The 14496-nt window shown below is 34.9% G+C and carries 17 protein-coding genes; 10 read left to right on the top strand and 7 right to left on the bottom strand.

The features are described from left to right. On the top strand, nt 1–441 hold a 441-nt coding region (locus ACW8TM_RS07380; RefSeq protein ID WP_491532647.1), incomplete at its 5' end, for a nickel-dependent hydrogenase large subunit. On the opposite strand, the gene ACW8TM_RS07375 is transcribed toward ACW8TM_RS07380, so the two are convergent. Next, complete coding sequence (locus ACW8TM_RS07375; protein WP_491532646.1) at nt 434–892, bottom strand: hydrogenase maturation protease; 459 nt, start codon at nt 890–892, stop codon at nt 434–436. The genes ACW8TM_RS07380 and ACW8TM_RS07375 overlap by 8 nt on opposite strands. Further along, nucleotides 861–1616 (bottom strand): class I SAM-dependent methyltransferase, encoded by a 756-nt coding sequence (locus tag ACW8TM_RS07370; RefSeq protein WP_491532645.1) that lies wholly within the window; start codon nt 1614–1616, stop codon nt 861–863. Before ACW8TM_RS07370 ends, ACW8TM_RS07375 begins: the two co-directional genes overlap by 32 nt. 103 nt (nt 1617–1719) lie before the next feature. On the opposite strand from ACW8TM_RS07370, the gene ACW8TM_RS07365 reads away from it, so the two are divergent. Next, nucleotides 1720–3003 (top strand): endonuclease Q family protein, encoded by a 1284-nt coding sequence (locus ACW8TM_RS07365; RefSeq protein WP_491532644.1) that lies wholly within the window; start codon nt 1720–1722, stop codon nt 3001–3003. Here the strand turns inward: ACW8TM_RS07365 and ACW8TM_RS07360 are convergent. Continuing rightward, a complete protein-coding gene (locus tag ACW8TM_RS07360) occupies nt 2987–3652 on the bottom strand; it encodes a YqaA family protein (RefSeq protein WP_491532643.1) in 666 nt (221 codons plus the stop codon). The genes ACW8TM_RS07365 and ACW8TM_RS07360 overlap by 17 nt on opposite strands. 158 nt (nt 3653–3810) lie before the next feature. On the opposite strand from ACW8TM_RS07360, the gene ACW8TM_RS07355 reads away from it, so the two are divergent. The 4 genes from ACW8TM_RS07355 to ACW8TM_RS07340 are packed head-to-tail and all read left to right on the top strand — an operon-like array spanning nt 3811 to nt 6165. Next, nucleotides 3811–4068: an NADH-quinone oxidoreductase subunit J family protein gene (locus ACW8TM_RS07355; RefSeq protein WP_491532642.1), complete on the top strand. Its 258-nt coding sequence runs from the start codon at nt 3811–3813 to the stop codon at nt 4066–4068. Further along, entirely contained in the window at nt 4065–4343 is a 279-nt protein-coding gene (locus ACW8TM_RS07350; RefSeq protein WP_491532641.1) for a hypothetical protein, read from the top strand. Before ACW8TM_RS07355 ends, ACW8TM_RS07350 begins: the two co-directional genes overlap by 4 nt. Then, nucleotides 4340–4657, top strand: a complete 318-nt coding sequence (gene nuoK / locus ACW8TM_RS07345) for an NADH-quinone oxidoreductase subunit NuoK (RefSeq protein ID WP_491532640.1) — start codon at nt 4340–4342, stop codon at nt 4655–4657. Before ACW8TM_RS07350 ends, nuoK begins: the two co-directional genes overlap by 4 nt. A 2-nt stretch (nt 4658–4659) precedes the next feature. Beyond that, complete coding sequence (locus ACW8TM_RS07340; protein ID WP_491532639.1) at nt 4660–6165, top strand: complex I subunit 5 family protein; 1506 nt, start codon at nt 4660–4662, stop codon at nt 6163–6165. A 1-nt stretch (nt 6166) separates the two neighbouring features. On the opposite strand, the gene ACW8TM_RS07335 is transcribed toward ACW8TM_RS07340, so the two are convergent. Then, nucleotides 6167–7096 carry a TIGR00269 family protein gene (locus ACW8TM_RS07335; RefSeq protein ID WP_491532638.1) on the bottom strand — a complete coding sequence of 310 codons (930 nt, stop codon included), beginning with the start codon at nt 7094–7096 and terminating at the stop codon, nt 6167–6169. Between the two features lie 791 nt (nt 7097–7887). On the opposite strand from ACW8TM_RS07335, the gene ACW8TM_RS07330 reads away from it, so the two are divergent. From ACW8TM_RS07330 to ACW8TM_RS07320, 3 genes are all read left to right on the top strand, one after another. Next, nucleotides 7888–9690: a V-type ATP synthase subunit I gene (locus ACW8TM_RS07330; RefSeq protein WP_491532637.1), complete on the top strand. Its 1803-nt coding sequence runs from the start codon at nt 7888–7890 to the stop codon at nt 9688–9690. A gap of 74 nt (nt 9691–9764) precedes the next feature. After that, nucleotides 9765–10214 carry a hypothetical protein gene (locus ACW8TM_RS07325; RefSeq protein ID WP_491532636.1) on the top strand — a complete coding sequence of 150 codons (450 nt, stop codon included), beginning with the start codon at nt 9765–9767 and terminating at the stop codon, nt 10212–10214. A 15-nt stretch (nt 10215–10229) separates the two neighbouring features. Then, the gene (locus ACW8TM_RS07320) at nt 10230–10829 is read left to right on the top strand and encodes a hypothetical protein (RefSeq protein ID WP_491532635.1); all 600 of its coding nucleotides are present in this window, start codon (nt 10230–10232) and stop codon (nt 10827–10829) included. Between the two features lies 1 nt (nt 10830). Here ACW8TM_RS07320 and ACW8TM_RS07315 read toward each other — a convergent pair whose 3' ends face one another. From ACW8TM_RS07315 to ACW8TM_RS07305, 3 genes are all read right to left on the bottom strand, one after another. After that, on the bottom strand, nt 10831–11883 hold the full coding sequence (locus ACW8TM_RS07315) for a V-type ATPase subunit (protein WP_491532634.1): 1053 nt from the start codon (nt 11881–11883) through the stop codon (nt 10831–10833). 67 nt (nt 11884–11950) lie between these two features. Next, a complete protein-coding gene (locus tag ACW8TM_RS07310) occupies nt 11951–12490 on the bottom strand; it encodes a hypothetical protein (protein ID WP_491532633.1) in 540 nt (179 codons plus the stop codon). A gap of 36 nt (nt 12491–12526) precedes the next feature. Beyond that, on the bottom strand, nt 12527–13768 hold the full coding sequence (locus ACW8TM_RS07305) for a V-type ATPase 116kDa subunit family protein (protein WP_491532632.1): 1242 nt from the start codon (nt 13766–13768) through the stop codon (nt 12527–12529). A gap of 136 nt (nt 13769–13904) precedes the next feature. On the opposite strand from ACW8TM_RS07305, the gene ACW8TM_RS07300 reads away from it, so the two are divergent. Beyond that, nucleotides 13905–14432 carry a hypothetical protein gene (locus ACW8TM_RS07300; RefSeq protein ID WP_491532631.1) on the top strand — a complete coding sequence of 176 codons (528 nt, stop codon included), beginning with the start codon at nt 13905–13907 and terminating at the stop codon, nt 14430–14432. Nucleotides 14433–14496: the final 64 nt, after the last annotated feature.

The raw sequence follows: 14496 nt of genomic DNA, 5'->3' as shown, positions 1-14496 counted from the left end.
GCTTATTATCATGCATATTCAGCGTATGTGGCTTATAATCTATTGTTACAAGCTCTTGAAATGGTTAGAAAGGGTGCAGTCAACGTTTGGAATCCTTACAAGAGGCCTAGGGAAGGTATTGGGGTCGGATTGATCGAAGCTATGAGAGGAGCTCTAGGTCATTGGTGTGTAATGAAGAATGGAAGAATACACCGATACCAAGTTATAACTCCATCTACATGGAATGCTTCGCCAAGGGATTTAAACGGTAATCCGGGTCCCTATGAGAAGGCAATAATAGATTCGCCAGTAACTGAACCTGCTGTAAGTGAGTTAGATGGAATAGATGTCGTACGTGTGGTTAGAAGTTTTGATCCATGTCTAGCGTGCAGTATTCATGTTTTCCATGGGGCCAGCGAAATAATAAGAGAAGTATCACCTTTCATAAACATTCCTAAGTAATTTCATTTTCTATTATTTCTAGTACAATTTCAACGGTTTTTTTAATTGCTTTTTCAACTTCCTCGCTTATTTTAATTCCGTCAGATAAGTTCTTTGGTTGACAGCCTATAATAATAACCTTTTGAGGGAGCATGTTAAGTGTTTTCGCCATGGCTAATACTTTTTGAAGGTCTATTTCATGTAAGCTAATTTCCATAGTTTTTTCCATTTTCTCAATATTTGGTTTAATTATGAATATTTCTCCTGCTTTTCTTTTCATGTCGATGGCATCTATAAAGATCACAGTGTCATAGTCTTTTAAGTCTAGTAGAGCTTTAATTGAGCTTGTTCCATAGTCTATGATATCAACTTTCTCTGGAAGATTTTTCTTAGTTAACTCTTCTATGACTCTTGGTCCAAAACCATCATCACTTTTCAATTTATTGCCTATACCTGCTATTAGAATTTTCATTTTCATTTTCTCCATTGTTTATGGGGAGGTTATGTTTTTCTCCAATTATTATGACCGCTGCACCAAGTATATATTCATGTATATCTGCTTTTCCAAAAATTTTTTCTACTAATTTCTTGTAAAATGAGTTTGTTGGAAGATATGTGAATGTTCTATGAAGCAATTTCCATGGATTGTTTTTAATCCATCCTGTGACTATAGCGGTAGTAATTGGAATTATCTTACTGAAATAGATATACTTGATTTTTGCTACGATTTTGTTGCTTGATTTTCCAATATCGGCAATCACCATTATATCTTTTACCGTTCTTGAGATTTCATATAGTGCCTTGAGGAGATTAAAGGAGTCTCTTAGAGCATATGTGGCTATTGCAGCTTCAATTGATTTTTCCCTTAACGGTAAATGTTCAAAGGTTGCTCGAATATAATCTATGTTTTTTCTTTTTCTGTGTTTTTTCTTTGCATAGGATATCATTATTTTGCTGAAGTCAATGTAGATTACTTGCTTGAAGTGTGTGGATAATATTTTCTCTAAAGTGCCTGGTCCTCCTCCTAGGTCCATTATTTTATTACGATTCTTTATTGAAAGTATTATTGATAGAGCTTTTTTCCTAATTCGCCAGTCTTGGAAGAGGCTTAATATTTTGTTTCCTAAATCATATTTTGGAATGGTTTTTTCAAGTGCTTTTAATGTTTCATACCATATCTCTTTTGGTAATCCCATTTTAATCCCACGTCAATTCTATTGCAATTTTATGGTTGTCTTCCTCTGAGTGATGTATTAAGCTTAAATATTTTGCATTTTAACTTTACTTTGGGAAGATGAATTGAGGATTTATGCTGATTTTCATATACATTCACACTATAGTGCTGCAACTAGTGGTGATATGGTAGTTCCGAAAATAGCCTATTATGCTAAAATGAAGGGTTTAAATATTGTTGGAACTGGCGATGCTTTCCATCCTTTATGGATTAGAGAGTTAAAATTAACTTTAGAAAAGTCGTCTTTTGAAGGTTTGTATCGGCCTCTAACTCCGGTTGAGGATGTATTTTTTATTATGCAGTCTGAAGTTGGAACTATTTTTGATTTTGAAGGTAAAACAAAGCGTGTTCATCATGTTATCTTAATGCCTAGTATGGAAGTTGCTGAACAAATATCTGATGTTCTTTCATTTTATGGTAATGTTTCCTCTGATGGTAGACCAGTCTTTAATATGCATCCCTCGGAGCTTGTAGAACTTGTAATGGAGATTGATAGTGACTGTTTAATTTATCCTGCTCACGCTTGGACTCCTTGGTGGAGTGTTTTTGGCTCTTTTAGTGGTGTTGATAGAATGGAGGATTGTTATGGTGATCAAGTTGATAAAATTTATGCTCTTGAGACTGGTTTGAGTAGTGATCCTGAAATGAATTGGAGAATTAGTTCACTTGATAAATATGTCCTTATAAGTGCTTCTGATGCACATTCTCCTTGGCCCTTTAGATTAGGGAGGGAGGCTTGTGTTTTTGATTTAAAGAAGCTTAGCTATCGTGAAATTGTGGATGCCATTAAAAATAAGGATTCATCTCGATTTATTATGACTATTGAAGTTGAACCAGCTTATGGTAAATATCACTGGTCTGGACATAGAAAGTGTGGTTTTGGTCCTATTTCACCTTCTGAGGCAGTTGAATTGAATTATATTTGCCCTATTTGTGGTAGAAAGTTAACTAAAGGTGTGGAGGATAGAGTTGAAGAGTTAGCTGATAGAGAGAAGGGTTTTAAACCTGAAAATGCTATTGCATTTTTAAAATTATTACCTCTCCAAGAACTTATTGCATCTGTGATAGGGTTAAATCCTCTAAACACTAGGCGGCTTTATAGTGGTAAAGTGTGGGAATTATATCTTCAGTTAGTAGATGTATTCGGTTCAGAGTATAATGTTCTTATTGATGCTCCTATAAGTGAAATTGCAAGAGTTGCGCCAGATAAATTGGCTCATGCTATAGCTAAATTAAGAAGTGGAAGTTTTAAAGTTATTCCCGGATATGATGGTGTTTATGGGAAGATTATACTTTTTGAGGAAGATAATGATCAACTAAAGTTAAAAGACTTTATTTCTTCTTTCTAACTAGAAATTCTCTCCATCTACCATTTCTTAACCTTTTTATCACTCCTTTCCATCCCTCTTGATCTACAATATCAGTGACTATCATCCAGTCTATCTTTAATAATGCTGCTGTTACTATTACCAAGAATATGATTGATGCTATTGCTCCATATAAGCTTCCTCCAAGCCATAATCCCAAGATATCTATGAATGTTTTTCCAAATACTGCTATGAACATGCTTAAAGCTATTTTACCCAGTAGACATGCAAGTAAGAATTTAAAGAAGCTATATCTTATTAGGCCTAAAGGAATTATTATAACATCATCTGGTGAGGGGGTAATTGTAAAGATGAAGACTGCTAAGGCACCATACTTATCCAGTAATTGTCTTAGTCTTGCTATTCTATACTCGCTTTCTTCACCTATTAGTTTTCCACTTCCAAAACTCAATATATACACTATAACCTTTCCTACGGCTCCTCCAATTCCGCTTATTAGCCCTAGAAGTATTGGGTCTACTGGTAGATATGCTGCCATATAGAATACTGCAACAAGATACGGTATTGGAATGAAGGGTATTAAGTTTCCTAGCACTGATACTATGAAGGCGCCAATATACCCATACTCTATAACCATTTGTATAAGCCATTTTTCCATTTCTTCTAGCAATTAAGCTACACTCCAATCCATTACTAAATAGTTGAGACTATATTATTCTTCTCTAAGTATTTAGCTATTAGCATTATTGGAACTGGAAAAGCTTTTAAACTATTAAAAGAAACTTGATAATCGCCATAGACTCTCTATTGTAGAGCGGGGGCGATGATTTGGACTTCACTTCAATAATGCCTCTAATTATTGGTGTTCTTATAGTAGTCTTTGCTATCCTTGCAATTGAGATTCGAAATGTGGTTTATGCTATTATTTCTCTTTGTGCATTTAGCATTGTTTTAGCTATTGTTTTTATGTTTTTGAATGCTCCTCATGTAGCTGTTTTTCAGCTTGCTATTTATGCTGGAGCCATAACAGTTCTTTTCCTTATTACAATAATGTTGACTCGAAGAGAGGAGGTTGAACTTCCATGAAGTTGAATGAGATTCTAGGAGCAATTGCTGCTGTACTGCTTGCATATTTCCTGGCAAATCTTGTTACTTCTGGATTTGCAAGTTTAGGGATTTTTCCATATGCTATGAGGGCTTTTTGGTTAGTTCCACGCGGTAATTTTTATAGGTTAGGGGAGGCTATTGGTATTTTACTTTGGAATTCTAGGTCGGTTGATGTTTTAGCACAAGTTATCGTTCTATTTTCGGCTGCTCTTGGTGCTCTTGCACTACTTAGAATGGAGGAGAAGAGGAAATGACTTCTCAGTTGTATACCTTTATAGCTACTTCTGCTGTTTTACTTGCCATTGGCCTATATGGTTTAATGGTTAAGAGGAATATGATTAGACTCATAATTGCACTAGAAATTTTGATGAGTGCAGCTAACTTGAACTTCATAACATTAGCATCTTTTAGGGGTTTTGGTCTAGTAGATCCTCTAGCCCACGTATACGTTATTATAATAATGTCTATTGAAGCCTGCGTTATTGGTGTTGCCTTGACTTTTGTCATTAATGCTTATCGTCATTATAAGACACTTGATGTGTCTGAACTTAAAAAGTTGAGGTGGTAGAAGTGTTTACAGTTATTTTACCCATATTGATTCTTGTCTTTTTCGCTTTTACTACTCTACTTATAAGTAGATTGACTATGAGTTCCGATAAACTTAAGAATATTGAGAGTTACTGGGCAACTTTAGGATTCCTTCTTGCTCTTCTTGCCGATTTTAGCCTCCTAGGTCCTATTAATAAAAATAAGGTGTTAATTTATGTTCCATTTCAATATGCGAAACCACCTGTAGTTGGCTTTTTCGCAGTTGATTGGCTTGGCTTCTTTACTTCACTCATTTTTATAATTGTTGGTTTTCTTGCTTCAATACATTCTATAGACTATATGAGTCATGATACTGGACTTGACTACTATTACTCTCTCTTCCTATTGATGGTTGCAGGGATGGTTGGGTTATCCTTTGCAGGTGACCTTTTAACTTTCATAGTTTTTTGGGAGATGATGAGTGTTACTTCGTATTGCTTGGTTGGGTTTAGGAAGCATTTGTGGGAGCCTGTAGAGGCTGGTTTTAAGTATTTAGTTATGAGTGCATCTGGCTCAGCACTGGTTTTATTTGCAATTTCCATTCTATATGGATTAACTGGTTCTCTGAGCTTCGCACATATAGCTTCTTCAATGATATTTGCTGAACCTTCACGTCTATTATACTTGGTTGTAGCTTTGCTTATTGCTGGCTTCTGCGTTAAAGCTGCAGCTGCACCATTTCACTTCTGGCTTCCAGATGCTCATCCAGCTGCACCAAGTCCAATAAGTGCAATGCTTTCAGGAGTAGTTATAAAGACAGGTGTATATGCCTTAGTGAGAATTTTATATTTGTTCTTTACACCATCACTTGTCGACTATAGAGTAATTTTGGCTGTAATCTCTATTTTAACTATGACTGTTGGAAATGTATTAGCTTTATTGCAGAAGGATGTTAAGCGTTTGCTTGCCTATTCAAGTATCGGTCAAATGGGATATATTCTATTAGCTATGTCTCTTGGAACTGATTTTGGTTTAACTGGGGCCATGCTTCATGTTTTTAATCATGCCTTAATGAAGGGGCTGGCTTTCCTCTGTGCTGGCTCAATAATTCATATGGCTGGAACTAGAAACATTGATGAATTGATTGGTGTGGGTAGAAAAATGCCAGTAACTTCAGTCACCTTTATAGTATCTTTGTTAGCTTTAAGTGGAGTCCCGTTTCTAAATGGATTTGTCAGTAAATTTGTTATTTTCGCGGCGGCCTTTGAAGCAGGAGAATACTTACTAACGGTTATTGGGTTGTTGAATAGTGGTTTATCTGTTGTTTATTACTTAAGACTTATCCAGTTGCTGGTCTTGAGGGAACCTATAGACAGGATTAAAGATGTTAAGGAGGCTCCGATTATAATATTGATACCCCTCATTACCATGGCTTTCTTATGTGTATTATTTGGGATTTGGCCTGAGCCTGTCTATAGATTAGCTGAGGCAGCTGCAAATTCTGCTCTTGCAAGAGTTGAGTATATACAAGCAATAATTAAGCCATAATTTAACTCTGTATTTTCTCCTTTAATCTACAGAAAGCACATACTTTTTGTGATGTTGGATATCCACATTTGATACATTCATTAATTTCTAGATTTAGTATTCCAGTATAGTGTTTTTCTAGTGCTTTATGTATCTTCTTTGTAAAATTTCTTAATAGTGATATTTTCGATCCTGGTCTAATTTCTTCCAATTGCATAATTATCTTCTTGATTTTTAATGTTGGTGAATCATGTGCATAAGGGCATGATGTTTCAACATACTTTAGATTATTTATTAAACAATAAACTTGTGTTTCTAAATCTGAAATTTCGTATAGCGGCTTTATTCTTGCCATCATTTTCTCATGTTTTCTTGGTAGATATGGTCTTCTCTTGAGAAGCATGTCTATGTTCCCATCAATATAGTTTAATATCAGGAAGGTTACTTCATCGTCTAGAGTGTGTCCTGTCGCTATCTTATCTGCATTAATTTTTAATGCATATTCGTTTAGCACTCTTCTCTTAACAAGGCCACAAATTGAGCATGGAGGCCTTCTAACCTTTTTTGTTGCTTCTTCAATTGTGAATCCATGTTCTTTTTTAACAGAAATAATCTTATATTCAATCCCTATCTTTGAACATATTTGATTGAAGATTTCTCTACTTTCTTTCGAGTATTTCCCTATTCCTAGATCTATATGTACTGCTATTAACTCATTAGTATCTCCAAGTATTTTAGTCAATGCATCAAGCATTGCAATACTGTCCTTCCCTCCTGAGACGCCAATTAGTATTTTCTCTTTAGGTTTAATCATATTGTATTTTTTTATTGTCCTACTGATTCTATTAATAAAATATTCTTTGAAATGATTTTTGCATAACCAAATACCTGCATACCTTAATAGTATAAATGCTCTTGATTTACATAATGAACATTTCCTTATCTTTTTCATTTACTGCTCACCTTTTATAAGACTGCTTCATTTACTTGAGCCTTCTAGATCTCTAAACTATCATTAGACGAGAAAATTAAAAACGTCATCCTATTTAAAGGATATAATGTAAAAAAGGATATAATGTAAATTTGATTATTCACTTATGTCCTGCACAGTAGAGAAAAAGAAATTCGCATGTCAACTTGATAAGGCTAAAGACTATTCAGCGTAGAGACATGGTACATTTAGCCGATGTCAGCGAGATTATTGAGGACCTATGTTGTCGAGAGTTCAGAGGGGAATCTAAGAGTTCTCTTCTAGCAAGAAGTGTGAGGTATTTTTGAAAACTTAAAATGGAATTAGACATGTCAAGTTAATGATTCCAAAATTAAAATGTATAAAAGCATGTCAAGATTGTTGAAAGAGTCAACACTATAACCTCAACAATACAATTAGTCTGTATGGTAGGTTAAAAGTTGAGATGGATAGCATCCCAATTAAAGAAGCTATGTTTACAGTTTAAGATACTGGACTTTATCAGAAACTTCATTCAAGGATAAAGAAAGAGTTTTGAAATGGTTGATAAATCTCTAAATAAGGATTTTATCTTTGCAAAAAGTATGATGATCTTTCTAATTGAAGCAAAAATTGTTCGTAATGAGATTTCTTCTGATAGAATCTCTATAATTCTCCCACTAGTTATTCACTCTTTTCATGGATTTCACTCTCTCAATAAGCGCAAAAGATAAAAATAATATAGCACTCAACATTTAGAGACAAGATTATAATGAAATTTGGTGGTGCACCAAATGTTTCGCCCAGTAGAAATGAAGAAAATACAAATAATCCTTATTAAGAAATATTTTGAGCCTGTAATGGAAGCATTGATGAAAACAGGTGTACTTCATCTAATCGATGCAGTCGAAGAAGTAAAAGAGTGGGAGAGAGAAGGACTTATTGAAGAAGTTACAGAAAAAATTTATGAAGCACCCACTACTAGATCTAAAATAGAAAGTCTTTTAAAAAGAGTCTCCGATTTTATTGAGAAATTGTATGTTTCACCTAAACCCGTTATAGTGGATCTCTTCAAAGGAAGGTCTGTTGAAGAAATTTTTAAATTAATTGAAGAAAAATTAGTTGAAATTGAAAAGGATTATTTAGCTTTTACTGATAAAGTTGAAGATGTAAGGTCAATTGAAGCTAAATATAAAGAACTTCAATCAAAGCTTCAGTCACTAGAACATTTACCGGAAACTTCAACTAGAAGGAAAGCAGCGGTCAGAAGTTTAAAACTAGTGGAAGCTGAATTACATACTAAAACCAAGCTTCTAAAAGATGCTCTAAAAGTACTTGCTGATAAACATGGTGATTTTCTACTAGGAACCAAACAGTTTCTAGAGAGGTTATTAATGATTGAAGAATCTAAAAAACTTGTTATGCATACAAGATTTATATCATTTATTGAAGGTTGGATTCCGTCTAATGAAGCTGAGAGAGTGGTAAAAATTGTCCAGGAAGCCTCTGAAAATACAGCTATAATTAGTGTTTCAGATCCAGAGGAGCATGATCAAGTACCTGTAATACTTAGAACTCCCCGTTTCTTTAAACCCTTTGAAAGCTTGGTTAAAACTTATGACATTCCATCATATCATGAGCTTAATCCATCAGTTATAGTAGCTATAACTTTTCCACTAATATTTGGATTGACATTCGCTGATGTAGGTCATGGATTAATTCTAGCTCTAGTTGGTGCGGCGATGATTTATTTTAAACGTAAAGGGCTACCTCCATCAGAAATGATTGAATTACTTGTCAAAGGTGCAGAACTTTACGTATTATGTGGTATTGCCGCGATTGTCGGTGGATTAATGTTTGGAGAAATGTTTGGTTTCCATCTTTATGATATACTTGGAAAAGCTTTCAAACATCCACCATTAGGTTTTATCTTGGAAAGTATTCCTGGTATAGGAGAGGTGTTCAGTCCGTTAGAGAATCCTATGAAAATGTTTAAATTGGCATTGATTGTTGGAGCTTTTCATATAAGTCTAGGTTTAATTTTAAGCACGATTAATGAGCTTCTTCTCAAAGAATATAAGAAAGCCTTCTTCGGTTCAATTTGTTGGCTATGGTTTTATATCGGTTTCATATACTTGGGGTTATATAAGTATAAGTTTAACATAGATAAATGGATTTCAGGAATATCTTCTTCACCACAAAACCCTATACCTCTCACTTTAATCGCAGTTTTATTGCCAATAGTTTTAATGTTTCTTGGAATGATTATTACAGAAGGATTTATAGATGGATTTGCACACACCTTTGAAGCGTTAATAAGTTCATTGTCACATACAGTTTCTTATGGACGAATATTAGCTCTCTCCCTTTCTCATGGAATACTTAGCAGATTATTGACAGCAGCTATTCCTGCATTGGGAGCACTTGGCTACTTTATTCTCGCAATTGGAACAATATTCTTAGTAATGGCATTGGAGGGTCTAGTTTCATTCACGCATGTTCTCAGATTAACATGGGTTGAATTTGGCTTTAAATACTTTCACGGTGGAGGGATGGAATACAAGCCTATGAAATTTATAGGTGAGAGGGGAGATTAAATGTTTTTTCGATTAATAACTCTTATAAGGATAACAATCTTTTCTATAAGTGGTGATTGTTGGGGGTGTGAAGCGTGGATTCGGTGATTATGGGCTTGCTTGGAGTATTGATGGCTAGTTGTGCACCGATAAGCGGAGCTGCATATGGTATTATCACTGCTGGAGTATCAATGGCTGGTGCTGGCACTGAGCGGCCTGAAATAGTTACTAAGGCGCTTCTAGCAGTGGTTCTAGCAGAGGCTATTGGAATTTACGGGCTTCTTACATCTATAATGCTAATTACAGAAATTGAAACTATAATCGCCTCTTACGAGGCGGCTGTTAAGGCTCTTATTGCTGGAGGAATAATGGGTGTCTGTGGACTTGTAGCTGCTATAGCAATTGGATATACGGGTTCAGCTATGGCTGGTGCTGGCGTTGAGCGGCCTGAAATAGTTACTAAGGCACTTTTAGCAGTGGTCTTAGCGGAGGCTTTAGCAATCTATGGACTATTGATCTCAATAATGATGATTGGTACTATTTAGGTGGTAAGTAGAGCTGTGTCAAAGATAGATAAAGAGAAGAAAGAGTCAGAACGTGTCGACCTTTATAATTCGCTTCAAGAGGCTCTGCAATTAACTGGGAGAATCGATAGGAGAAGAATTATAAAGGCCAAGATGAATCGAATAAACAGTTTCTTAAAAATGAGACGAATGAGAGACGAGAGTCTATCAAGAATGTTCATGCTGGTGAGTAGACATAAGTATATCTTGAAGTATAAACCATCACGTCTCTATCGTTTAAGGTCTTCTGTTAAGCGTTTAGTGATCAAAATTGTTGACAAATTTTCTTCATGTTTTTCTTTAATATTGTCTCCACTTTCTCCTCCCCCTGTTATGCATTCAAGCTCTCGCACATTTTCATATAAAGAGCTTCAGTCTTGGAGCCGGAGTTTCTCCATAAAACTTATGGGTCAAATTAAAGAGAGAATGGAGAAATGGCGGGAAGAATTAGTTAGATCTTCGAAGTTTAGGGCATATGTTGAGAAGGAGAAGAAGAGACGCGTTGAGAGGCGTGAAAAATCTATTAAATTATTGAAGTCTGCATCAACCAAGGCTGTTCAAAAGGGGAAGGATACAGCCTTCAAGTATGTTAAGTGATTTAATAAATAATGTTTTTACGAATAACCTCCGGTGGCAATCCATATGCCTTACCGTAGGCTATTATCTTTATGTTTTTTGCTTCAAACCACTTTGTGCCAAGGAATGTCAAAACTAAACTTAAATCGTATGGAAATGGCTTTCTCCATAATCTTTTGTAGCTTTGAAATAGATATCTGTTAAATTCCTTCTCTAAGTCTGGTATTCCCCCTCCTTTCATTAAAATGTCTAATGTTTTATCAAATAACTCTGAATAATGTTTGCTCAACATTTTTTTAAGTGATCTTTCAATATTTTCTTCTAGAAATCCGTTTTGCAATGTTTTTGTTGACACTTTATACGTGCTTGGAATGATGTTTTCAACCATTTCATTCCAACTTAACTTCAAATTTTTCCCTCTTAAGACGTTTTTAACATTACACAAATCAATTTCTATTCCCAAGATTTTTCTGACTGCCTTCATGTCGCTTCTTCCAAGCTTTTTGGCTTGATGTAAGAGGTCTTTATATACTATTTTATCCAGAGCTGCTTCTAAAATAACCATTTCATCCGTCTCTCTTTTTATTAGTTCCTCTAGTCTTAAGTGTATGCCCCTAATGATAAATAGTCTCAATAATTCCCTTAGATTTCTTGTTTCTTCATATACGCTGATGTAATCTTCTATCTTCAAACCCAATGGAACTGGCACTAGATGTTGTCTCAGCCTATCTGAGGTTAAGTTTAAATGTTTACATCTCATGGCTGCTTTCACATTTTCGCTTTCATATCTTATTAGGCTAAAGGCAACAAACCTACAAGCATCTTCGGGGAGCCATCGCAATAGCTTTTGAAAGGCCTTAAATAGACCGTAAATTGCTGATTTTTCAACTTCTATTGGAGTCGGAGTTCCCTTCTTCTCCTTTAATAATTCACCGTATGGAGTTGTCAATAAATGACTACAGAATTCATCGTATGTTGCATTTAGCATTATATTGTATTTTTCAAGTGTCAACAACTCTCTCTTTAATCCCCTAAGCTTTGCGTTGATGAATCCATATTTAATGATTCCAGACAATTTCAGTCACTCCAATCTTGTAGTTTAACCCTTAATGTAATCACTTGTTTTCTTTATAAATCCATTACTAATCCTTCTTGATGGGTGTGATTAGCGTATATGCAATTATAATGAATAACCACACTATGATTCCAGTAACCATCCCAATATTTGCAGATGTTTTATTATGCATGCTTCCAATAAAATATCCTAATAATATAAATGGAATCATCAGTGCCAAGAGTAGGGTGCTCTTTATCATTAGAACGTTAAACAGCTCCTTCCTCTTTCTGATAATCTCCTCTATCTCCTCCTCTTTTTGGACCGTTATCTTTATCTCGCGCTTCTTCACATCATTTTTTAAAAACTTTTTCTTTAGAATCGGTTTCTCGGTCACTATAACTGAATCTTGTATAACCTCGCTTAAACTGTTAAATGACCTTTCATAGGATCTATTAATTCTGCAAGCTATACTAATTGCACTTAGTGGAACCCATTCTTCACCAGTTATCCACTTTTCAACCTCATTCTTTGATGCTTTAACTTCAAGCAGAAATTTTTCCAGGCCAATGGTTCTGATGGCTGTTTTTAGGGCTTCAATAACCCTTGGAGTAGGCTCTACAAACATTTTTTCTCCCAATAACCTGTTAATTAGTACAGTTTCTTAAAAATTTTGTAATGGTTGGAACTCTTCTCCGGTTCCTTTGTAAAACTTGGAGAACCATTCAACCCACATTAGCCTTGTGGTGTGAATAAATATAACTAAACCTTCAAGTAGCATTGTGGCAATTGTTCCGATCGCCAAAATTAATATGCTTCCTCCAGACATGTTTACAAACATACTGCTCATTAAAGAGTGTGCTAAGGATAGGGCTAAAAGTCTACCGTATGAAATAGTATTGCTTAGTGAGGATATTGCTGCTTCAAACGTTAGAGAGAATCCTTCAGTTGGATCTCCTGTTACTATTTTTCCGAAGAACATTAACATTAATGGTAGAAGTATTCCAAATAATGTTAGCGGGTTTTTAATCCAGGCCATTATGTCTAATTTGTTAATGAAAATAGAAATTATGAAGCCAACGTAAAACCATAACCAACAGCCCGGCTCAATGAAAGCTTCAAGGTACTCTCGATTCATTAGTTTGTTAATTAAATTAATCATGAGTCCTGAGGAAAGATGAATTGATGCCACTAATAAACTGAGCTTGAGCATGGTCATTGGTTGTTCGATTGGGCTAAATGGAAACCTTATTCCTATAGGCTCTGGAATAGTTATTTTAAATGGTAATGTTTTTATGTGATAGCCGAAAAACTCTTCAAAAATTATTCCTGAAATGATTGATGCGATTCCACAAAGTAGAAATAGACTGCCGTTTTCGATTACATAGTTTATCATCTCACTGCCCTTGATTCCTTTTTTATCTGCGATTAAGGCTGCTATTCCAGTGATGGCTAATAATATTCCGTGACCGATGTCTGCGAACATTATGCCAAATATTAACGGGAAGAAGAATGCCATTATTGGAGTTGGATCTATTTCATCATAGGCTGGTATTCCGAAGGCTCTAACTATGCGTTCAAACGGTCTTAAGATCCATGAATTCCTTAATATTACTGGAGCTTCCTCATGTTCCGGTTCTTCAATTTCAAGTACACATTTTCCATCTGTAACTTTTTTAATGTCCTCGATGACTTTTTCAATATCGTTGACGGGTATCCACCCTTCAATATATGTCGAATTAGATCCTCTGGGCATACCATTTATAGGTATGAGATTTTCCCATCCATTAATTTCATTGATAAATCCTGAAAGATGAAATGAATTACTACTCAGTATGCCAATTACTTTTTCTTTATGATCCTTTCTTACCAACATCTTAACCTTAACCATTCTTATGGCCCTCATAATCCCTCGAAATATACTGAAATATTACAGAATATATAAATATATTGCATTAACTGTAAGTTTAATATTCTGAATTAAGGAAGAATAGAAATATTCATTTTAATCTATTTTGATAGTATATGTATAGTGAATCCTTATGGGGAAAATTACTACTATTGAAATTAACGATAATGCTTTAGCTTATATTGAAGTAGCGTTGAAGTCTGGTCGCTTTCGCCATTTAAAGGAATTTGTAAATTATTGCCTTAATTTAGCAGTAATCTATACTTTAGATGAGTGGGATATAAATCGTGGAATATTCTATATCCATCCATGTAGGGTTTCTATTGTTCCTGCAGATTTACTTACTGAGCTACTCAACCTTATTCCTGAAGATAAAAGAAAAGAGGCTGTTGAAAGTATGTCTTCGTGTTTGAGACCTCGCATCCACTTTTGGCGTTTTTCACCTAAAAAACCTGAGCATAGAAAGAAGATTCTAGAGTTTCTGACTCTTCATGGTTTTGGCAGATTTTCTCTTCATGACAATGTTATTGAAGTTTCTTATCCAGTTTTACCATTAGATATTGTTCAAGGCTTATTAGAATCATTACTTAATACTAAACTTGAAATCTTAGAGTACTCAAAAGTAATCTATATATTCAAGATTAAGGACTCGCAACCGTGAGATTGAAAGTGTGTCTCTGTAAACGTTACTTTTTTATATTCTTCACCATCTCTTTCTATTTGAA

It is taken from the genome of Candidatus Culexmicrobium sp. (assembly GCF_058356305.1).
The sequence above is the reverse complement of the archived record's forward strand: the minus strand, read 5'-3'. Positions and strand labels throughout refer to the sequence as shown.